Below are 20,852 nucleotides of genomic sequence, written 5' to 3'. Positions count from 1 at the left end.
ACCCGCCGAGGAGGAGAGCAGGATGCTGGCGACGTTGGAGCGTGGGTCGGTGGACATCAGCGGCCTAGACTGGCCGGTGATGGATGACACCGCAACCGCAGCGACCTCGAGCGACTCTCAGCGTGAGTTCGAGGAACAGGCGATCCCGTTCATGGATCAGCTGTACGCCGCCGCCATGCGCATGACGCGCAATCCCGCTGACGCCGCCGACCTCGTTCAGGAGACGTTCGTGAAAGCGTACGGCTCGTGGGCGACCTTCTCGCAGGGGACGAACCTCAAGGCGTGGTTGTACCGGATCCTGACGAACACCTACATCAACATCTATCGCAAGAAGCAGCGCGAGCCGTTCCAGGGCACGATCGACGAACTCGAGGACTGGCAGCTGGGAGGCGCGGAGTCGACGACCGCGTCGCACAGCAGATCGGCGGAGGCCGAGGCGATCGACCACATGCCGGCGTCCGTCGTGAAGGACGCCCTGCAGGCGGTCCCAGAGGACTTCCGGTTGGCGGTCTACCTCGCGGATGTCGAGGGCTTCGCCTACCAGGAGATCGCCGACATCATGAAGACCCCCATCGGCACCGTGATGAGCCGTCTGCACCGTGGCAGACGGATGCTGCGGGAGCTGCTGGCAGATTATGCCGCGGAGCGGGGCATCGCCGCGGCTGAGAAGAGGAGCGGGAAATGAGCGACTGCGGTTGCGACAAAGCGCGTCAGGATCTGGAGGAGTACCTCCGCAACGAGGTGTGCAAGACCGAGCACACCGAGATCCGCGAGCACCTCGAGAACTGCCCGTCGTGCCGCGACGAGGTTCTCGTGGCGACGACGCTCACCGAGGTCATCGCGCGTGCCTGCAAGGAGACCGCTCCCGAAGAGCTGCGCGATCAGGTCTTCGCCCGTCTGCGCGAGGCTCAGGCAGCACAGCACTGACATCTCGGACTCCGATGTCGTCACCCACCCGTAGGGTGGATGCATGACGCTCATCGACGCCCGCGACATTCCCGCCGACGCGACCTCCCGCGGCCGACTGAACGGTTCGGGTCTCGATTATCGTGTGGTCGATCTGAGCGACGACGCGGCCGCGACGCCCTTCCTCCGCGCGGTCGGCCGCGGATTCCTCGGTGAGGAGTCGACCCCCGAGGCACTCGCGCACAGTCGGGCGACCGTCTCGCAGCGCCGCACCACGGGGGTCTTCGAGATCGCCGCGGCCGCCGACGATCTCCCGGTCGCGACCGTCGACTCGTGGGTGACGCCGTTGACGGTGCCCGGGGGAACGGAGATCGAGATGTGGGCGATCAGCGGGGTGACCGTCGCCGCCACGCATCGACGCCGCGGCATCGCTCGTTCCCTCCTCGAGGGCGAGCTGCGGGCCGCTCACGGCGCGGGGATCGCGATCGCCGGACTCACCGTGTCGGAGGCCACGATCTACGGCCGCTACGGCTTCGGGTCGGCCCTGCCCGCCGTACGGTTCACGGTCGACACCCGCCGGGCGGGGTGGGCCGGGTACGAGCCCTCCGGTCGGTTGGAGTACCGCGAGCGCGCACAGCTCGTCGACGACCTCGCCGCGGTGCACGACCGCGCTCGCCGCACGCGCGCCGGGCGCATCGCCGGTTGGCCGGGGCGTTGGGAGCAGTTCGCCGGCACCGCTCCGGGAGAGACCGACCGCGACAAGGTGCGCGGTGTGCGTCACGTCGACGCCGACGGCGAGACCCGCGGTGTGCTCGTGTACACGGTGACCGATCGCAGCGGCAGCTTCCGGTTCGGGCTGACCGTGCGGATGCTGGTCGCCGAGACGGCGGATGCCCGTGCAGCCCTGTGGCGGTTCGCTCTGCAGCACGACCTCGTCGACGAAGTCACCGCCGATCTGCAGGCGGCCGATGACCCGCTGCCCTGGCTGGTGGCCGATCAGCGCGGCGTCACGCAAGAGTTGCACGACCACGGCTGGCTGCGAGTCCTCGACGTCGCTCGCGCGCTGACCGCACGGCAGTACTCGGTCCCCGTCGACCTGGTGCTGCGCATCCATGACCCCCTCGGCTTCACGGCGGGGGACTGGCGACTGCGCGTCGATGGATCGGGCACGGCGACCGTCGAAGCGGCGGACTCCGCCGCGCCGGACGCCGTTCTCGGCGTCGCCGCTCTGTCGTCGCTGTACGCGGGAGCGGTGCGCGCGAACGCACTGGCCGGAGCAGGGCTCATCGACGCCGAGGCATCCGTCGTCGACCTGCTCGACCGTGCCTTCTTCACGTCTCCCGCGCCCTCGCTCGACATCTGGTACTGATCTCGCGCGGTCGCGCCGACCACACGTAGAAGGGCCCCCGACCGGAGTCGGGGGCCCTTCTACGTGTGAGGGAACGTGTCAAGCCGTGGTCAGCGCGTCTCGCAGGAGAGTGGCCTGCTCGGCGGCGTGCACCTTCGACGACCCGGTCGCGGGCGACGCCGACGCGGCGCGAGCGATCGGCCGGAAGGTACGGTCGCCGGGCACGTCCGCGAACGCGAGTGCCAGGAACGGCCAGGCCCCCTGGTTCTCCGGCTCCTCCTGCACCCACACGAGCTCGGCGTTCGGGTACGAGTCGGTGATGGCCTTCAGCTCGTCGATCGGCGTCGGGTAGAGCTGCTCGAGGCGCACGAGGGCGACCTCGGGGTTCGGCTTCTTCTCGAGCTCGGAGCGAAGGTCCCAGTGGACCTTTCCGGAGTGCACGAGCACGCGCTTCACGGCGTTGCGATCGAGGTCGCGGGCGTCGTCGATCACGGGCTCGAAACGTCCTTGAGTGAACGCCTCGACCGGGCTGGTCGCGCCGCGCAGGCGGAGCATCGCCTTCGGGGTGAAGACGATCAGCGGCTTGCGCGGACGGGCGTAAGCCTGACGGCGGAGCAGGTGGAAGTACGAAGCCGGCGTCGAGGGACGCGCGACGATCATGTTCTCCTGGGCGCACAGCTGGAGGAATCGCTCGATGCGTGCCGACGAGTGGTCGGGGCCCTGGCCCTCGTAGCCGTGGGGGAGCAGCAACGTGACGCTGGACTGCTGTCCCCACTTCTGCTCGGCGGCCGAGATGTACTCGTCGATGACGGACTGTGCGCCGTTGACGAAGTCACCGAACTGCGCCTCCCACAGGACGAGCGCCTCGGGCGCCTCGACCGAGTAACCGTACTCGAAGCCGAGTGCGGCGTACTCGCTGAGCAGGGAATCGTAGACGAAGAAGCGACCCTGGGCGTCGGAGAGGTTCGAGAGCGGCAGCCACTCCTGGCCGTTCGCGCGGTCATGGAGGGTGGCATGGCGCTGCACGAAGGTTCCGCGGCGCGCGTCCTGGCCCGCGAGTCGCACCGGGGTGCCCTCGACGAGGAGCGACCCGAACGCGAGCAGTTCGCCGAAGCCCCAGTCGATGCCGCCGTTGCGGCTCATGTCGAGGCGCTTCTCGAGCAGCTGCTGGATCTTCGGGTGCACCGTGAAGCCCTCGGGCTTGTTCACGAACGCATCGCCGATGAGCTGGATGACCTCGCCCGCGACACCCGTGACGTCCGGGGCGCCCACCTGGTCGTCGACCGCGGGCTGCTCGGGCGGGATCGGAGTGGCTCCGGTCTCGGCGGCGTGCGTCTCGGCGAAGGCGATCTCCAGACGGTTCTGGAAGTCGGCCTTGGCCTCGTCGTACTCCTGCTCGGTGATGTCACCGCGGCCGACGAGCGACTCGGTGTACAGGCGGCGAACGGAGCGCTTGGCCTGGATCAGGTCGGTCATCAGAGGCTGCGTCATCGAGGGGTCGTCGCCCTCGTTGTGACCACGACGGCGGTAGCAGACGAGGTCGATCACGACGTCGCGGTGGAAGCGCTCGCGGTACTCGAACGCGAGCTGCGCGACGTGGATCACCGCTTCGGGGTCGTCGCCGTTCACGTGGAAGACCGGAGCCTGGATGGTCTTCGCGACGTCCGTGGCGTACACCGACGTGCGAGCGTCGTTCGGAGTCGTCGTGAAGCCCACCTGGTTGTTGACCACGACGTGGATCGTGCCACCGGTGCGGTAGCCCCGCAGCTGAGACATCTGCAGGGTCTCGACCACGACGCCCTGGCCGGCGAAGGCCGCGTCGCCGTGCACGAGGATCGGCAGCCAGGCGAACGTGCCGATCGGCTTGCGGTCCTGCTTCGCGCGGACGATGCCCTCGAGCACGCCGTCGACGGTCTCGAGGTGCGAGGGGTTGGCGGCGAGGTAGACCGGGAGTTCCGATCCGTCGTCGGCCACGAAAGTGCCCTCGGTGCCGAGGTGGTACTTCACGTCGCCGGAACCGCGCTGGTTGCCGGGGGTCTGGGTTCCCTCGAACTCCTGGAACACCTGGCCGTAGGTCTTACCCGCGATGTTCGTGAGCACGTTCAGGCGGCCGCGGTGCGCCATGCCGATGGCTGCGCCCTCGAGGCCGGCGGTCGCCGCGCCCTGCAGGATCTCGTCGAGCAGCGGAACGAGCGATTCGCCGCCCTCGAGCGAGAAGCGCTTCTGGCCGACGAACTTCGTCTGCAGGAAGGTCTCGAACGCCTCGGCCTCGTTGAGCTTGCGGAGAACCCGCAGCTGCTCGTCGTGGCCGGGCTTCTGGTACTTGACCTCGACCTTCTCCTGGAACCAGCGGCGCTGCTCCGGGTCCTGGATGTGCATGTACTCGATGCCGAGCGTGCGGCAGTACGAGTCGCGCAGCACACCGAGGATGTCGCGCAGCTTCGCGATGCGACGGCCGCCGAAGCCACCGGTGACGAATTCGCGGTCGAGGTCCCAGAAAGTGAGCCCGTGGCTCTCGATCTCGAGGTCGGGGTGCGAGCGCTGGCGGTACTCGAGGGGGTCGATGTCGGCCATGAGGTGGCCGCGCACGCGGAAGGAGTTGATGAGCTCCTGCACGCGGGACTGCTTGTCGACGCGCTCGGCGAGGTCGACGGCGATGTCGGGGTTCCAGTGGATCGGCGCGTACGGGATGCGCAGCGCGGCGAAGATGTCGTCGTAGAAGCCGCGCTGCCCGATCAGGAGCTCGTGCACCTTCTTGAGGAACTCGCCCGATCCCGCACCCTGGATGACGCGGTGGTCGTAGGTGCTGGTGAGGGTGATCGTCTTCCCGATCGCCAGCTCGTTGAGCGTCTTCTCGCTCGCGCCCTGGAACTCGGCCGGGTACTCCAGGGCGCCGGCGCCGATGATGCAGCCCTGGCCCTTCATCAGGCGGGGGACGGAGTGAACCGTGCCGATGCCGCCCGGGTTCGTCAGCGAGACCGTCGTGCCCTGGAAGTCGCCGGCGGTGAGCTTGTTGTTGCGGGCGCGGGTGACGAGGTCCTCGTAGGCCGAGAGGTACTCGGTGAAGGTCATGGTGTCGGCGCGCTTGATGCTCGGCACCATGAGGGCGCGCGTGCCGTCGGGCTTCGGCAGATCGATCGCGATGCCGAGATTGACGTGCGCGGGGGCGACGACGGAGGGCTTGCCGTCGACCTCGGCGTAGAACACGTTCTGGCTGCGGAACTCGTCGAGCGTGCGGATCAGCGCCCAGCCGATGAGGTGGGTGAAGCTGATCTTGCCGCCGCGGGTGCGCGCCATGTGGTTGTTGATGACGATGCGGTTGTCGATCATCAGCTTGGCGGGGATCGTGCGGACGCTCGTGGCGGTGGGGACGGTGAGAGACTCATCCATGTTGGCCGCGAGGGTCTTGGGCATGCCGCGCAGGACGGTGACCTTGTCCGCCTCGGCCTCGTCAGCGGGAGCCGGGGACGGATCCTTCGCGGCGGGCTTGGGGGCCTGCGCCGGGATCGGAGCTGCCGCCGCGGGCTTCGCCGTCGTACGCGCCACGGGCTGCGCGCCGATCACGGGGATCGGGGCCGTCACCGGGTGGGCGGGCTGCTCGGTCGCCGGGGTGCTGGCGGGGGCCGTCGCACCGGCGTTCTCGGAGTGGTACTTCTCGAGGATCGGCCACCATTCCTTGTCGACGGAATCGCGGTTCACCTTGAACTGCTCGTAGAGCTCTTCGACGAGCCAGGAATTGGCTCCGAACCCCCCGTCGCCCCCGACGCCGGTCACCTGGTTCGACACGCTCGATCGCCCTCTTTCATCGCTGAAGATTCACAGTGCTCGCAGGACGCAGGATGCGCCCAGGTCCGCACACTCTCGATCTGCAAGCCTAACGTGTTTCCCGGTGCGATTCTTCGACGCCATGCCCAGGGAGTGCTCGATCTCGATACCGTGGAGTCATGGAGTTCTCAGGTGCGCAGCCGACCGTCGATCTGACCTATTCCGACGTGTTCCTGGTGCCCCGACGATCGTCGGTCACCAGCCGGCTCCAGGTCGACCTGGCGCCGCAGGACGGCACGCCTGCGACACTGCCCCTCGTGGCGTCGAACATGAACTCCGTCACCGGGCCGCGCCTGGCTGCGGTGATGGCACGACGCGGGGGACTCGGGGTGCTGCCGCAGGACATGCCGCTCCAGGATCTCGACGCGGCGATCCGCGATGTGAAGGCGCAGCCGGTGCTGTGGGACACGCCTCTCGTCCTCCCGCCCCATGCATCGGTCGCCGACGCGCTTCGGCTCCTTCCCGCCGCTCCCGGTCACGGGATCGTCGTCGCCCACGGCGCCGCACCGATCGGAGTCGAGGACATCCTCGGCATCCTTCCCGCGAGCCGGCTCGCGACGGCCCTTCCGGATGCGCAGCTGGGCGACCTCGTGCACCGGGGGACCCCGTCGATCGACGCCGACGACATCGGATCCGAACGGCACGCCTTCGACGTGATCACCGAGGCCGGTGCCGAGATGGTCACCGTCGTGCACCACGGGCACCTCGTCGGGACGCTGAGCGCGCGCAGCGCCCTGCGCTCCACCCTCTACCGCCCTGCGCTCGACACCGACGGACGGCTCACGGTCGCCGCAGCGGTGGGCATCAACGGCGACGTCGCCGCGAAGGCGACCGCGCTCGCGGGTGCCGGGGTCGACGTGCTGGTGCTCGACACGGCGCACGGCCATCAGGACGGGATGCTGCGCGCTCTGCGCACCGTGTCGGATCTGAAGCTCGGGCTCCCTCTCGTCGCCGGGAACATCGTGACCGCCGACGGCGTGCACGATCTCGTGGACGCGGGTGCCGCGATCCTCAAGGTGGGCGTCGGCCCCGGCGCGATGTGCACGACCCGAATGATGACCGCCGTCGGCCGCCCTCAGTTCTCGGCGGTGCTCGAGACGGCGCAGGCGGCCCGCGAACTCGGTGCGCACGTCTGGGCGGACGGAGGGGTCCGGTACCCGCGCGACGTCGCCCTGGCGCTCGCCGCGGGCGCGGCATCCGTGATGATCGGCTCCTGGTTCGCCGGGACGATCGAGGCTCCTGGCGAATTGCAGCGCGACACCGAGGGGCGCATCTTCAAGGAGTCCTGGGGGATGGCGTCGACCAAGGCGGTGCAGGCCCGCTTCGGCAGGCTCGACGCCTACGAGCGGGCGCGCAAGGAGCTCTTCGCCGAGGGCATCTCGTCGTCGAAGATCTACCTCGACCCGCTGCGGCCGGGCGTCGAGGACCTGCTCGACATGATCACCTCGGGTGTGCGCTCGTCGTTCACCTATGCCGGAGCCTCCACGGTCCCCGAGTTCCACGATCGTGCGCTCGTCGGCCTGCAGTCCGCCGCGGGCTACGAAGAGGGCAAGGCGCTGCCGGTCAGCTGGTAGCGGAATCGCGCGCGGGCGACGCGACCGTGCGCGAGTGGATTCGGTAGAATCGTCCACACTATGGACGACCCTCCCAGTTGCAGTAGATCGCCCCACCGTCCCCCTCTCTCCCCGGAGAGGAACCTCTGATGGACTACGTCATGTTGGGCGTGGGGCTCCTGCTCACGATCGGCACCGGCCTGTTCGTCGCGAGCGAGTTCGCACTGGTCAATCTCGACCGCGCGGATCTCGAAGCGCGACAGGCACGTGGTGAATCCCGACTCGCTCTCACCATCAGTGCTCTCAAGCACACCTCGACGCATCTCTCGTCGGCCCAGCTCGGCATCACGCTCACGACGCTGCTGACCGGTTACACGATGGAGCCGGCGCTGTCGAACCTGCTGCGGCCGACGCTCGTCGCCTGGCACATTCCGGAGCCCGCGATCGCGCCGATCGCCACGGTCGTCGCGATGTTCGTCGCCACGGTGCTGTCGATGATCCTCGGCGAACTGGTGCCGAAGAACTTCGCGCTCGCCCTGCCGCGCGCGACCGCGAAGCTCGTGATCCCCTTCCAGGTCGCCTTCACGACCATCTTCAAGCCCGCGGTCGTCGTGCTCAACGGCAGCGCCAACGGCGTGCTGCGCAGTATGGGCATCGAGCCGAAGGAGGAGCTCTCCGGCGCCCGCAGCGCCGAGGAGCTGTCCTCGCTCGTGCGCCGATCGGCGAGCGCCGGTGTGCTCGAAGCCGACACCGCGACGCTGCTCGACCGCACCCTCACCTTCTCTCGCCTCACGGCGGCGGACGTCATGACCGCCCGCCCGAGCATGTACGCGATCGCGGCCGGCGACTCGGCCGACGACGTCATCCAGCTCGCCCGCCGCACGGGGCACAGCAGGTTCCCGGTCTACGACGACGACCTCGACGACATCATGGGGGTCGTGCACCTGAAGGCGGCGATCTCCGTGCCGCGCGACCGCCGCACCGAAGTGCCGGTCGGCGCGCTCGCGACCGAGCCCCTGCGCGTTCCCGAGACCGTGCACATCGACGGCCTCATCTCCGAGCTCCGGGCGCGGGGCTACCAACTCGCGGTCGTCGTCGACGAGTACGGCGGGACCGCCGGTCTCGTCACCCTCGAGGATCTCGTCGAGGAGATCGTCGGCGAGGTGTCGGACGAGCACGACCGTACGCGGGCCGGCGTGATCCGGGGCCGCGACGGCCTCACCTTCCCGGGCGAGCTGCGCCCGGACGAGCTGCGCAGCCGCGCGGGGATCGACGTCCCGGAGGGCGATGTGTACGACACGGTCGCAGGCTATGTGATGAGCGTTCTCGAGCGCGTCCCCGCCGTCGGCGACGAGGTGGCGCTCGACAGCGGCATGCTGCAGGTGGTCCGCATGGACGGTCGCCGCGTGGATCGGATCCGCTTCGTTCCGAGCCCCGTCGACGCGGATGAGGAGGTGACCCGATGAGCGATTGGGGAGGACTCGCCTGGCTCGTCGTGCTGCTGGTCGCGAACGCGTTCTTCGTCGGCGCGGAGTTCGCGGTGATCTCGGCACGCCGCTCTCAGATCGAGCCGCGCGCCGAACAGGGTTCGCGCGCCGCGAAGACGGCTCTGTACGCCATGGAGCACGCGACGCTCATGCTCGCGACTTCGCAGTTGGGCATCACCATCTGCTCGCTCCTGATCCTGAACGTCTCGGAGCCGGCCATCCACCATCTGCTGGCCGTGCCGCTGCACGCGCTCGGATGGCCCGATGGCGCCGTCGATGCGGTCTCGTTCACGATCGCCCTGCTGATCGTGTCGTTCCTGCACGTGGTGTTCGGCGAGATGGTTCCGAAGAACCTCGCGTTCTCGGTGCCGGACCGCGCCGTGCTGATCCTCGCGACCCCGCTCGTGTGGGTGTCGAAGGTGTTCATGCCGGTGATCTGGGTGCTCAACGCGGCCGCGAACGGCGTGCTGCGCCTCTTCCGGGTCGAACCCAAGAACGAGGCGGCTTCGACGTTCACGCTCGAGGAGGTCGCGACGATCGTCGACCAGTCGCGCCGCGAAGGTGTGCTCACCGACACGGCGGGGGCCGTCGCGGCCGCCGTCGAGTTCACCGACAAGAAGGCGCGCGATGTCGCGGTCCCGCTGGGCGACCTCGTCACGCTGCCCGCCACGACGACCCCCGACGACATCGAGAAGGCGGTCGCGCGGTACGGGTTCTCGCGCTACGTGATCGTCGATACCGAGGGTGCGCCGATGGGGTACGTGCACCTCAAGGACATCCTCCGAGCCTCGGATGGCCCGGATGCCGAGGTGAAGATGGTCGAGCCCCTTCCCGCCAAGCGCATCCACCACATGGTGCCGGTGCAGGAGGACACCGACCTCGAGGACGCCCTCGCGGTCATGCGCCGTGCCGGCCGTCACCTGGCCAAGGTGCGCGATGCCCGGGGCGAGACCACGGCCGTCCTCTTCCTGGAGGACATCCTCGAAGAGCTGGTCGGAGAGGTGCAGGACGCGACGCGTCGCGTCCGCGGGCACTGAACTCGCACACGACGAAGGCCGCCGACTCGATCACGGGTCGGCGGCCTTCGTCGTTCGCGGGTCGTTCGCGGATCGTGTGCGGGAGATCAGCGCCAGCGCGCGCGGTCGTACTGCGGGGGCCAGGCGACATCGACGCCGAGATCGTGCGCGGCGCGCAGACCGAAGTGGGGGTCGCGCAACCACTCGCGCCCCGCGAAGATCGCATCGGCGGCACCGCTGGAGAGCACCTGCTCCGCCTGCTCGGCGGCGGTGATGAGCCCGACCGCGGATACCGGGATGCGCCCGCCCTGACGGACGGTCTCGGCCAGGGGTACCTGATACCCCGGGAACACGCTGATCTGCTGGTGGGCGACGAGGCCGCCGCTGGACACGTCGATGAGGTCGGCGCCGTGGGCGGTCGCCCACTCGCCGACCTGCGTCGCCTCGTCGGCGGTGAATCCGCCCTCGGCGTGATCGGTGGCCGATATGCGCACGAACAGGGGAACTCCGGGTCCCGCGACCTCGCGCACCGCGTCGAGGATGCGCAGCAGCAGGCGGGCTCGGTTCTCGAGCGGGCCGCCGTAGTCGTCGTCGCGCCGGTTCGACAGCGGGGAGAGGAACTGGTGCACGAGGTAGCCGTGGGCGCCGTGGATCTCGAGCACGTCGAACCCGGCAGCGAGGGCGCGCCGAGCGGCATCGGCGAACCCCGAGACGATGCGGTCGATTCCTGCGGCGTCGAGGGCGTCGGGCTCGGCGTACCCCTCGAACGCGAGGGCGGACGGCGCGGTCGTGGTCCAGCCGCCGTCGGCGACCGGAACGGAACCGCGCAGCTCCGCCCAGGGCCACCAGGTCGAGGCCTTCCGGCCCGCGTGCGCGAGCTGGATGCCCGCGAGTGAGCCGCGCTCGTGGATCGCCCGCACGATCGGCACCCACGCATCGCGCTGCTCGTCGTTCCAGAGTCCGACGTCGCGCGGCGAGATGCGGCCCTCGGGGACCACGGCGGTCGCCTCGGCGACGATCAGGCCGGCGCCGCCCGAGGCGAACTGAGTCAGATGCGTGTGGTGCCACTCCTGCACGACGCCGTCGATCGCGCTGTACATGCACATCGGCGACACCCAGAGACGGTTGGGGAACTGGACGGAACGGATGCTCAGGGGAGAGAAGAGAATGCTCACCGTTCGACGCTACCGTCGCTCGCACGGGCCGAGGGCCGTCGCACTAACGTGGAGTCATGATCGAGGTGCGTGGGTGGTCCCGCAGCGATACGGCGCGGTTGCTCCGGGCTCCGTCTGCGGACGACGACAAGTACTCGCGCGGTGTCGTGGCATTGCGCACGGGTTCTGCGGCGTACCCCGGCGCGGCGGTACTGGGCGTCGAAGCGGCGTGGCGCGCCGGCGCGGGGTTCGTGCGCTTCGTGGGCGAGCGCCGGGTGTCGGATGCGGTGCTCGCCCGTCGCCCCGAGACCGTGACCGGAAGCGATATCGGGCGCACCCGCGTGGATGCCTGGGTGATCGGGTCGGGGACGGATGCCGCGCACCGCACCGCCGACGAGGAGGCAGCGCTCCGCGCTCTGCTGACGGGGAGCGCCCGGGTCGTGGTCGACGCCGGAGCGCTCGACCTCGTCGACCGTCCGACCGCTCCCGTACTGCTCACGCCCCATGCGGGGGAGTTCTCGAAACTGCGTGCACGCCTGCGCGTGACTGCTCCCGAGGGAGACCGCGTCGCGAGCGCCGGCGAGGTGGCCCGCGCTCTCGACGTCACCGTGCTGCTGAAGGGGGCGCGCACACTGATCGCGTCACCCGACGGCGGAGTCATCGCCGTCGCAGCGGGAACCGGCTGGCTCGCCACGGCGGGCACGGGCGACGTGCTGGGTGGAGTGCTCGGTGCGTTGCTCGCCGCGAACCCCGGTGCGCCACTGGAAGAGGCGGCCGCCGCAGGAGCGTGGTTGCACGGCTACGCCGCCCGGATCGCCTCCGGCACCGCGAACGGTGAGCCGGGGCATCCGATCGTCGCGTCGGACGTCGCGCAGGCGCTGCCGCGCGCGATCGCGGACGTGCTGGCGTGAAACGCGGAACGGGGCGGCTCATCGCGCTCTGGGTCGTCTTCATCGCGGTCCACGCGCTGACCGCGTGGCTGGGGTGGGTCTACCCGAGTCAGCCGATGGGCGATGTCGTGCTCGTCTACGAACCCTGGGCGACCGCGGCCGTCAGCGGCGGGCCGATCGTCGGGATCACCGAGACCTGGGTGTACCCGCAGCTCGCCCTCGCCCCGATGCTGTTGGTGAAGGCGATGGCGGTACCGTTCGTCGGTTTCCTCGGCGTCTCCGGGGCGTACCTCGTCGCTTGGGCTCTGTTCGTGACCGCGCTCGACGCACTCGCCTTCGCGGTACTGCTCGGGCGCTCCCCGTCAGCGCCGCGTCGCACCGCCGCCTGGTTCTGGAGCGCCGCCCTCCTGCTGCTGGGACCGATTGCGCTGTACCGGCTGGATGCCGTCACCCTGCCGATCGTGGTGGTCGCCGGCCTCTGGCTCGTCTCACGTCCTGCGCTCGCCGCAGCCCTGCTGACGATCGGCGCGTGGATCAAGATCTGGCCCGGAGCGGTACTGCTCGCGGCGCTGATCGCCGGTCGCCATCGTCTGCGCCTGATCGTCACGGCGCTGGCGGTCACGGCGGCCGTCGTGGCGGGTCTCCTCCTGCTCGGAGCGCGCGAGCATCTTTTCGGCTTCCTCACCCAGCAGGGCGGGCGCGGTCTGCAGATCGAGGCGGTTGCGGCGACGCCCTTCCTGTGGGCGGTGCCCGGCGGGTCCGCGCGCATCGAATACAGCTTCGACATCCTCACGTTCCAGATCGCCGCTCCGGGCGCCGATATCGTCGCCGTGGCGCTCACCGGGGCCATGGTCGTCGTGGTCGCCGGCATCCTCGTGCTCTCGGGCTGGAAGGCGATTCGCGGAGCCGCGTTCGCACGCCTCCTCCCGCCGCTCGCGCTCTCGCTCGTGGCGGCGCTCATCGTGACCAACAAGGTCGGCTCCCCGCAGTTCCAGGTCTGGCTGATCGCGCCTGTGATCCTGTGGCTCGTTCTCGATCGGGTGCGGGCGGTCCTGCCCGCCGCCGTGGTGCTCGTGCTCTGCGCCCTCACCTGCCTCGTCTACCCGATCGGCTACGACGGCCTCTTGCACGGGCAGATCCTGCCGATCGTGGTGTTGTCGGCGCGCAACCTCCTGCTCGCCGTCCTCCTCGTGATCGGCATCCGTGCCGTCGTGCGCACGCCCGCCAACGGCAGTGATCGAAGCCAGAGCCTATGATGCGTCGTGTGGAAGCAGCAGTGGTCGCGCAGGCGGCGGACGGACGAGAGATCTGGATCACACTTCTCGGAGACTCGGAGGGCCTTCCCCTCGTCGTCCTCCCCGGTGGCCCGTGCCGGGACCCCGAGTACCTCGGGGACCTCGCCGGGCTCGCGGAGGTCCGGCCGTTGGCGATCCTGCACGTCCGCGGCACGTCGAGGACCGGGGGAACATCGTCCGGGTGGTGGAGCGATGCGGCGGATGCCGTCGCCGCGCTCGATCGTCTCGGTCTCGACAGCGCCGACGTGCTGGCGCACTCCGCGGGGACGCGACTGGCGCTGTCGCTCGTCGCCCAGCACCCCGCGCGCGTTCGCTCGCTCGCCCTGATCACCCCGCCGTCCACGTGGCTGAGCGGCGTCGAGTACGACGGCGCCGCGCTCGTCGCGGATCGCGCCGAGCCCGAGGTCGCGCAGGCTCTCGCCTCAATGCTCGGCCCGGACCCCGCCGATGAGGACGAGTTTCAGCGGGCATGGGAGCGCGAGCAACCCGCAGGCTATGGGCACTGGACCGAGCGCGAACGACGCCACGCGCCCGTGGGCGGGATGGCGCTCGCCCCCTCCGCGGCCTGGTTCGACGGCATCCCCGCCGATGCCCGCGAGAGAATCCTCCGTGCACCGCTGCCGCCGACCCTCGTCGTCGGCGGTGCGCTCGACATCCTCACCGGCGTCGCCCCCGTCCGCGCCTACGCCGAGCACCTCGGCGCAGAGCTCGCGATGATCCCCGACTCCGGGCACTACCCGTGGGTCGAGCAGCCGACGGCCTTCCGCCGGGTCATCGATCCCTGGGCGACGGCGACCCGCTGAGACCCGCACACCACCATCGAACAGACACGAGGTTTCCCATGCTGATCGCCTTCTCCGTCGCTCCTTCCGGAACCGGTCGCGAAGACGGCTCCGTGCACGTCGCCGTGGCCGCAGCCGTGCGGGTCGTCCGCGAATCCGGGCTGCCGCACCGCACGACGAGCATGTTCACCGAGATCGAGGGCCCCGACTGGGACACCGTGATGGACGTCGTCAAGCGCGCCACCGAGGCGGTCATGCCGTTCGGCTCCCGCGTGTCCCTGGTGCTCAAGGCCGACATCCGTCCCGGCTTCACGGGCGAGCTGGACGGCAAGATCGAGCGGCTCGAGCGCGCGATCGACGACGCGGAGTAGAGCGCGCCTGCTCGGGACGACCCCGGGTGCGGTCGCACCCTCGGCGGGCCGGTAAGCTGAACCGGTGAATCCCTCGACTGAATCGAGGGGTGCGGCGAAGAGGGCGCTCCTCTCTCTCGCCATAGGCAGTTTCGGCATCGGCATGACCGAGTTCGTCGTCATGGGCCTGCTCCCGAACATCGCCTCCGACCTGCTTCCCTCCCTCTGGGCCACGAGCCAGGAGGACGCGCTGAGCCAGGCCGGATGGCTCATCTCGCTGTATGCGCTCGGCGTCGTGGTGGGTGCGCCGACCATCGCCGGTTTCGTGGCACGCTTCCCGCGCCACCGCGTCATGATCGTCCTGGCGATCGCGCTCACCGTCTTCAACGCCCTCACCGTAGTGCTGCCGACGTTCGAGCTCGTCGGGGCGTCCCGCTTCCTCGCCGGCCTCCCGCACGGCGCCTACTTCGGCATCGGCGCGCTCGTCGCGGCCGACGTGATGGGACCGGGCAACCGCGCCAAGGGCGTCGCCTTCATCCTCACCGGCCTCACGGTCGCGAACGTCGTCGGTGTTCCGCTCGGTACGTTCCTCGGTCAGGCATGGGGATGGCGTGCCGCATTCGGCGTCGTCGCCCTCGTCTTCGCGCTCGCGACGATCTGCATCGTGTTCTTCGTGCCCGAACACCCGGGCTCCCCGGGTCGGACCATGCGTCAGGAACTCGGCGTCTTCCGCATCCGGCAGGTCTGGTTCACGCTGGGCATCGGCGCGATCGGCTTCGGTGGTTTCTTCGCCGTGTACAGCTACATCGCCCCGCTCGTGACCGAGGTGGCGGGGTCGCCCGAGTGGGTGGTGCCGATCGTTCTGGTGCTGATGGGCATCGGCATGACGGTCGGAAACCTCGTGGGCGGTCATCTCGCCGACATCGATCTGCGGCGCACGCTGCTGTTCGGGCTCGCGGCGATGGCGGTCGTGTTCGCCCTGCTCGCGGTGTTCTCGTTCTGGATCATCTCCCTGAGCCTGCTGGTGCTGATCGTCGGGTTCGTGTCGTCGGTGCTCAGCCCGACGATCCAGACCCGCCTCATGGATGTCGCCGGAGACAACCAGTCGATCGCCGCCGCGATGAACCACTCGGCGCTGAACATCGGTAACAGCCTCGGGGCGTTCCTCGGCGGCGTCGTGATCGCTGCGGGCTGGGGCTTCATGGCTCCCGCGTGGACGGGGGCGGTGCTCGCGATCGCCGGTCTGCTCATCGCCCTGCTGTCGTACCGCGTCGAGGCCCATCGCCCCGCGGCCCTGGTGGGCGCGCCGTCGTAGGGTGAGGGGATGCACATCCCCGATGTTCTTCCGGTGGCCGGCACGGCCGTGCTGGTGCGCGATTCGACCGGCGGTGTCGAGGTGCTGATGATCCGACGGCCGGAGCGGGGGTCCTTCGCGGACGCGTGGGTGTTCCCCGGCGGCAAGGTGGAGCAGAGCGACCGACGCGAGGGCTCGGAGGAGATCGACGACGCCCGTCGCGCCGCCATCCGCGAGACGCGGGAAGAGGTCGGTCTCGAGATCGACGCCCTGGGGGCGCTGTCGCAGTGGCATCCGCCCGCCGAGGCTCCCACTCGGATCCGGACGTGGTTCTTCGTCGCCCCGGCACCGGATGCGACGCCGGTCCCGTCTCCGGACGAGGTCGTGGCCTACGCCTGGACGACACCGGCCGCGGCTCTGGAACGTCACGCGAGGGAGGAGTGGACGCTGTTCCCGCCGACGTGGATGACGCTGCACGCACTGACCGCGGCCACCGACACCGCATCCATGCTCGCCGCCTCATCGCCGCCCGCCCTGTTCCGGACGCGGGTGATCCCGACGGATGCCGGGCACGACTTCGCCTGGGACCAGGGGCGTCTGCAGACCGGTGGACTCCCGTGGCAATTCATCGAGGCGCCCGTCACCAAGTGAGTCGTTGGGGCGTCAGCTGTCGAGCAGACGGCGCAGGTGCGCTCCCACGGCCTCGTTCTCGATGAGGAACCCGTCGTGCCCGAAGTCACTGGTGAGCACGACCGCGTCCTGACCGTCGAGGGTGTTCGGGATGCTCCGGGCGATGCGGTGCTGCCCGTCGACAGGGAAGAGGCGGTCGCTGTCGATGCCGAGCACGAGCGTCGTCGCGGTGACGGTGCGCAGAGCCTCCTCCACACCGCCACGGTCGCGCCCGACGTCGTGCGAGTTCATGGCCTCGACGAGAGTGATGTAGCTGTTCGCATCGAAGCGGCGCGTGAACTTGTTGCCGTGGAAGTCGAGGTACGACTCGACGGCGAAGCGCCCGCCATGTCCGAGCGGTGAGACGCCCGACTGCCAGGAGCGCTGGAACCGCTGATTGAGTTCGATCGGGCTGCGATAGTTCAGCAGAGCCATCCGCCGGGCGAGGGCCAGCCCCCGGTGCGGGCCGTCTCCGTCGCCGAGGTCGTAGTACTCGCCGCCCTGGAAACGCGGATCCATGCGGATCGTCTCGAGCTGCACGGTGTTGAGCGCGATCTGGTCGGCGGTCGTCACGGGAGGCGACGAGAGCACGGCGAGGCGCTCGACGCGTTCCGGATGCGTCACCGCCCATTCGAGCGCGTGCATGCCTCCCATCGATCCGCCGATGACCGCGGCCCACGTATCGATGCCCAGGGCATCGGCGAGGCGCACCTGAGCTGCGACCTGATCGCGGATCGTGAGGTACGGGAAGCGCGAGGCCCATTCGTAGCCGTCGGGAGCGACGCTCGCGGGGCCGGTGGAGCCCTGGCAGCCGCCGAGCATGTTGGGGGCGACGACGAACCAGCGGTCGGTGTCGAGCGGCGCGCCCGGACCGGTGAGCTCTTCCCACCACCCGGCGGTCGGATGCCCCGCACCGGCCTCGCCGCGCACGTGGCTGTCGCCGGTGAGGGCGTGCAGCACGAGCACAGCGTTGTCGCCCGCGGCGTTCAGTTCGCCCCACGATTCATACGCGATGCGGATGCTCGGGAGCTCGGCACCGCTCTCGGTCCGGAACGCGCCGGAGCGCGCGAAGAGACGCCCGCCCACGGGATCGCCGTCGCGCCAGGCGCCGGTCGCGGGAGGTCGCGCGCGGAGGAGCCGGACGTCGGCCTCCGTCACGAGCGCCGAGGGCACCGTGTCTTCAGAGGTCGTCTGCCAGTCCATGCTTCCATTCTCGCGTGACCTGCGGGCCGGGCGGCGAACGTTACGCCACCGGAAGACACGGATGCCCCGGACTCCGGGAGTCCGAGGCATCCGTGGTGGACGAATCGTCAGGCGCGAGCGGCCTCCGAGACACGACGGGCAGCGGCGAGAGCCTGGTCGAGGTCGGCCTTGAGGTCGTCGACGTTCTCGATGCCGACCGAGAGGCGCACGAGGCCGGGCGTGACGCCCGCCGTGAGCTGCTGCTCGGGGGTGAGCTGCGCGTGAGTGGTCGATGCCGGGTGGATGACGAGCGAGCGCACGTCGCCGATGTTCGCCAGGTGGCTGAACAGCGAGAGGCTGTTCACGAACTCGCGACCCGCCTCGACGCCGCCCTTCAACTCGAACGACAGCACCGCTCCGACGCCCTTAGGGGCGTACTCGTTGGCCTTGGCGTACCAGGGGGAGGACGGCAGCCCCGAGTAGTTGACGGTCGCGACGTCATCGCGTCCGTCGAGCCACTCGGCGATCTCCTGCGCGTTCTGCACGTGACGCTCGATGCGCAGCGACAGCGTCTCGACGCCCTGGATCAGGTTCCACGCGCTCTGCGGGGCGATCGCTGATCCGAGGTCGCGGAGCAGTTGCACGCGCGCCTTGATGATGTAGGCGAGCGGGTCGCCGACCGCGGTCGTGTAGCTGGCGCCGTGGTACGAGGGGTCCGGCACGGTGAGACCCGGGAACTTCTCGACGTTCTTCGACCACTCGAACGAACCGCCGTCGATGATGACGCCGCCGATCGTGGTGCCGTGGCCGCCGAGGAACTTGGTGACCGAGTGGATCACGATGTCGGCGCCGTGCTCGAACGGACGGATCAGGTACGGGGTGGCGATCGTGTTGTCGACGATGAGCGGCACACCGCTGGCGTGCGCGACGTCGGCGACGGCACGGATGTCGAGGACGTTGATCTGCGGGTTGCCGATCGTCTCGGCGAAGAACAGCTTGGTGTTCGGGCGGACGGCGCGGCGCCACTCCTCGGGGTCGTCCTGGTTCTCGACGAACGTGACCTCGATGCCGAGCTTGGCCAGCGTGTACTTGAAGAGGTTGTACGTGCCGCCGTAGATCGAGCTCGAGGCGACGAAGTGGTCGCCGGCCTCGGCGATGTTCAGGATCGCGAAGGTCGATGCCGCTTGACCGCTCGCGAGCACCAGTGCTCCCGTGCCGCCCTCGAGGGCCGCGAGGCGCTGCTCGAGGACATCCTGCGTCGGATTCTGGATGCGGGTGTAGATGTTGCCGAACTCGGCCAGGGCGAAGAGGTTCGCCGCGTGGTCGGCGCTGTCGAACACGTATGACGTGGTCTGGTAGATCGGCGTGGCACGCGCCTTCGTCACCGGGTCGGGTGCAGCGCCGGAGTGGATCTGCTTGGTCTCGAAACGCCAGGTCTCGGGTGCGGACATGTTGTTCCCCCTGGAACGATCGATGGTCGGATGGCGGATGCCGTTTCAGTGACAGTACGGAATATTCCCTGCTGTCAACAATGAGTGGGAAATGTGACGTAACAGTCTCGATCGGCGAAAAGCCGCGGAACATCGTACGGTGGAGGCATGGTGAACAGACGTGCAGTTGTGACGGGAGCGAGCTCGGGGATCGGGGCGGCGACGGTGCGGGAGCTCCGCTCGCGCGGATGGGACGTCGTGGGCGTGGCCCGTCGGGAGGACCGGCTGGCGGCGCTCGTGGCCGAGACCGGGGCATCCGCCATCGCCTGCGACCTGACCGACTCCGTCGCCGTCGACGCGCTCATCGCCGAGCTGGAGGCCAGCGGCCCCGTGCACGCGCTCGTGCAGGTGGCCGGGGGAGCGCGCGGGACCGACCGCATCGAGGATGCCTCGGTCGAAGACTGGCAGTGGATGTTCGACGCGAACGTGCTGTCGACGCAGCGGCTCGTGAAGGGCCTGCTGCCGCTGCTCCGCCGCGCCGCGGCGGCCGACGGCCATGCCGACACCGTGTTCGTGACGTCGACGGCCGCTCAGTCCGCGTATGCGGGCGGCGCCGGGTACAACGCGGCGAAGGCCGCCGAGGCGATGCTCGTGCGGGTGCTCCGTCAGGAGCTGAACGGCGAGCCGATTCGGGTCGTCGAGGTCGCACCGGGAATGGTGCACACCGAGGAGTTCACCCTCAACCGCCTGGGCGGGGACTCCGTCGCGGCCGAAGCCGTCTACGCGGGAGTCGAGGCTCCCCTCGTCGCCGGAGACGTCGCCGACGTCATCGCCTACGCGCTCGACGCGCCGGGGCACGTGAACCTCGACCTCGTCACGATGCGTCCGGTCGCGCAGTCCGCTCAGCATCTGCTGGCACGCGGACCGCTGCGCGTGCGATCCGCCGAGTGACGATGGCACGCACCCTCGCCGAACTCGCCGCGGACGGCGAGATCGACCCGGGATGGGCGGAGGCGCTCGCGCCCGTGCAGCACGACATCACCGCTCTGGGTGATCGTCTGCGCGGCGAGGCGGAGGCCGGCCGCGGATACCTTCCGGACGGGGCGAACGTGCTTCGGGCGTTCCGGCGACCACTTGCCGATGTGCGGGTTCTCATCACCGGTCAGGACCCCTACCCGACCCCCGGTCATCCGATCGGACTCTCGTTCGCGGTCGACCGCGACGTGCGGCCGCTACCGCGCAGCCTCGCCAACATCTATCGCGAGCGGGAGAGCGATCTCGGCATCCCGCCCGCGCCGCACGGCGATCTCGCGGCGTGGAGCGATCAGGGTGTGCTGCTGCTGAACCGGGTGCTCACCGTGCAGCCGGGCGTCGCGGGATCGCATCGGAGGTGGGGCTGGGAGAAGGTCACCGAAGCGGCGATCCGGGCGTTGGTCGCGCGCGATCGCCCGCTGGTGGCGATCCTGTGGGGCAAGGATGCCGAGAACCTGCGCCCCCTCCTGGGGGCGACACCGGTCATCGCGTCGGCCCACCCCTCGCCGCTGTCGGCTCGTCGGGGCTTCTTCGGGTCCCGCCCGTTCTCCCGCGCGAACGAACTGCTCGAGGGCCTGGGCGGGGCACCGATCGACTGGCGGGTAGAGGGCGAACGCCCCGGATCCCTAAGCTGAGCGC

At 69.7% G+C, this 20,852-nt stretch carries 18 protein-coding genes; 14 read left to right on the top strand and 4 right to left on the bottom strand.

The features are described from left to right. Window positions 1-22: 22 nt before the first annotated feature. The 3 genes from ACIQTT_RS04475 to ACIQTT_RS04465 are packed head-to-tail and all read left to right on the top strand — an operon-like array spanning window position 23 to window position 2,275. Window positions 23-685, top strand: a complete 663-nt coding sequence (locus ACIQTT_RS04475; RefSeq protein WP_281731228.1) for a sigma-70 family RNA polymerase sigma factor — start codon at window positions 23-25, stop codon at window positions 683-685. After that, entirely contained in the window at window positions 682-927 is a 246-nt protein-coding gene (locus tag ACIQTT_RS04470; protein ID WP_402786572.1) for a zf-HC2 domain-containing protein, read from the top strand. Before ACIQTT_RS04475 ends, ACIQTT_RS04470 begins: the two co-directional genes overlap by 4 nt. Window positions 928-970: 43 nt before the next feature. Beyond that, entirely contained in the window at window positions 971-2,275 is a 1,305-nt protein-coding gene (locus ACIQTT_RS04465; protein ID WP_402786569.1) for a GNAT family N-acetyltransferase, read from the top strand. A gap of 78 nt (window positions 2,276-2,353) precedes the next feature. Here the strand turns inward: ACIQTT_RS04465 and ACIQTT_RS04460 are convergent, their stop codons facing one another. After that, window positions 2,354-6,040 (bottom strand): multifunctional oxoglutarate decarboxylase/oxoglutarate dehydrogenase thiamine pyrophosphate-binding subunit/dihydrolipoyllysine-residue succinyltransferase subunit, encoded by a 3,687-nt coding sequence (locus tag ACIQTT_RS04460; protein ID WP_402786567.1) that lies wholly within the window; start codon window positions 6,038-6,040, stop codon window positions 2,354-2,356. Between the two features lie 158 nt (window positions 6,041-6,198). On the opposite strand from ACIQTT_RS04460, the gene ACIQTT_RS04455 reads away from it, so the two are divergent. From ACIQTT_RS04455 to ACIQTT_RS04445, 3 genes are all read left to right on the top strand, one after another. Continuing rightward, window positions 6,199-7,653 (top strand): GuaB1 family IMP dehydrogenase-related protein, encoded by a 1,455-nt coding sequence (locus ACIQTT_RS04455; protein ID WP_402786564.1) that lies wholly within the window; start codon window positions 6,199-6,201, stop codon window positions 7,651-7,653. 128 nt (window positions 7,654-7,781) lie between these two features. Further along, window positions 7,782-9,098: a hemolysin family protein gene (locus tag ACIQTT_RS04450; RefSeq protein ID WP_402786561.1), complete on the top strand. Its 1,317-nt coding sequence runs from the start codon at window positions 7,782-7,784 to the stop codon at window positions 9,096-9,098. Further along, window positions 9,095-10,156 (top strand): hemolysin family protein, encoded by a 1,062-nt coding sequence (locus ACIQTT_RS04445; RefSeq protein WP_402786559.1) that lies wholly within the window; start codon window positions 9,095-9,097, stop codon window positions 10,154-10,156. The genes ACIQTT_RS04450 and ACIQTT_RS04445 overlap by 4 nt, the downstream gene beginning before the upstream one ends. Before the next feature lie 86 nt (window positions 10,157-10,242). Here the strand turns inward: ACIQTT_RS04445 and ACIQTT_RS04440 are convergent, their stop codons facing one another. Then, the gene (locus ACIQTT_RS04440) at window positions 10,243-11,310 is read right to left on the bottom strand and encodes an NADH:flavin oxidoreductase/NADH oxidase (protein WP_402786556.1); all 1,068 of its coding nucleotides are present in this window, start codon (window positions 11,308-11,310) and stop codon (window positions 10,243-10,245) included. Window positions 11,311-11,366: 56 nt separating this feature from the next. Between ACIQTT_RS04440 and ACIQTT_RS04435 the strand changes: the two genes are divergently transcribed. The 6 genes from ACIQTT_RS04435 (at window position 11,367) to ACIQTT_RS04410 (ending at window position 16,551) form a co-directional block, all read left to right on the top strand. Continuing rightward, window positions 11,367-12,200, top strand: coding sequence for an NAD(P)H-hydrate dehydratase (locus ACIQTT_RS04435; protein ID WP_402786553.1), 834 nt, complete (start codon window positions 11,367-11,369; stop codon window positions 12,198-12,200). Further along, the gene (locus ACIQTT_RS04430; protein ID WP_402786550.1) at window positions 12,197-13,435 is read left to right on the top strand and encodes a hypothetical protein; all 1,239 of its coding nucleotides are present in this window, start codon (window positions 12,197-12,199) and stop codon (window positions 13,433-13,435) included. Before ACIQTT_RS04435 ends, ACIQTT_RS04430 begins: the two co-directional genes overlap by 4 nt. A gap of 8 nt (window positions 13,436-13,443) precedes the next feature. Beyond that, complete coding sequence (locus tag ACIQTT_RS04425) at window positions 13,444-14,277, top strand: alpha/beta fold hydrolase (RefSeq protein ID WP_402786547.1); 834 nt, start codon at window positions 13,444-13,446, stop codon at window positions 14,275-14,277. 38 nt (window positions 14,278-14,315) lie between these two features. Further along, a complete protein-coding gene (locus ACIQTT_RS04420; protein WP_402786544.1) occupies window positions 14,316-14,627 on the top strand; it encodes an MTH1187 family thiamine-binding protein in 312 nt (103 codons plus the stop codon). A gap of 64 nt (window positions 14,628-14,691) precedes the next feature. Further along, window positions 14,692-15,921 (top strand): MFS transporter, encoded by a 1,230-nt coding sequence (locus tag ACIQTT_RS04415; RefSeq protein WP_402786541.1) that lies wholly within the window; start codon window positions 14,692-14,694, stop codon window positions 15,919-15,921. 9 nt (window positions 15,922-15,930) lie between these two features. Beyond that, entirely contained in the window at window positions 15,931-16,551 is a 621-nt protein-coding gene (locus tag ACIQTT_RS04410; RefSeq protein WP_402786538.1) for an NUDIX hydrolase, read from the top strand. A 12-nt stretch (window positions 16,552-16,563) separates the two neighbouring features. On the opposite strand, the gene ACIQTT_RS04405 is transcribed toward ACIQTT_RS04410, so the two are convergent. Both ACIQTT_RS04405 and ACIQTT_RS04400 read right to left on the bottom strand, forming a co-directional pair. Further along, a complete protein-coding gene (locus ACIQTT_RS04405; RefSeq protein WP_402786535.1) occupies window positions 16,564-17,772 on the bottom strand; it encodes a homoserine O-acetyltransferase in 1,209 nt (402 codons plus the stop codon). A gap of 107 nt (window positions 17,773-17,879) precedes the next feature. Next, complete coding sequence (locus ACIQTT_RS04400) at window positions 17,880-19,202, bottom strand: bifunctional o-acetylhomoserine/o-acetylserine sulfhydrylase (RefSeq protein WP_402786532.1); 1,323 nt, start codon at window positions 19,200-19,202, stop codon at window positions 17,880-17,882. 147 nt (window positions 19,203-19,349) lie between these two features. Here ACIQTT_RS04400 and ACIQTT_RS04395 point away from each other — a divergent pair, with 147 nt between their 5' ends. Together ACIQTT_RS04395 and ACIQTT_RS04390 are read left to right on the top strand one after the other, a co-directional pair. After that, window positions 19,350-20,132 carry an SDR family oxidoreductase gene (locus ACIQTT_RS04395; protein WP_402786529.1) on the top strand — a complete coding sequence of 261 codons (783 nt, stop codon included), beginning with the start codon at window positions 19,350-19,352 and terminating at the stop codon, window positions 20,130-20,132. Between the two features lie 2 nt (window positions 20,133-20,134). Further along, window positions 20,135-20,848 carry a uracil-DNA glycosylase gene (locus tag ACIQTT_RS04390; protein ID WP_402786526.1) on the top strand — a complete coding sequence of 238 codons (714 nt, stop codon included), beginning with the start codon at window positions 20,135-20,137 and terminating at the stop codon, window positions 20,846-20,848. Window positions 20,849-20,852: the final 4 nt, after the last annotated feature.

Origin of the sequence: Microbacterium sp. NPDC090225 (genome assembly GCF_044772365.1) — a bacterium.
GTDB lineage: Bacteria > Actinomycetota > Actinomycetes > Actinomycetales > Microbacteriaceae > Microbacterium.
This window is presented reverse-complemented; position numbering and strand designations above follow the sequence as displayed.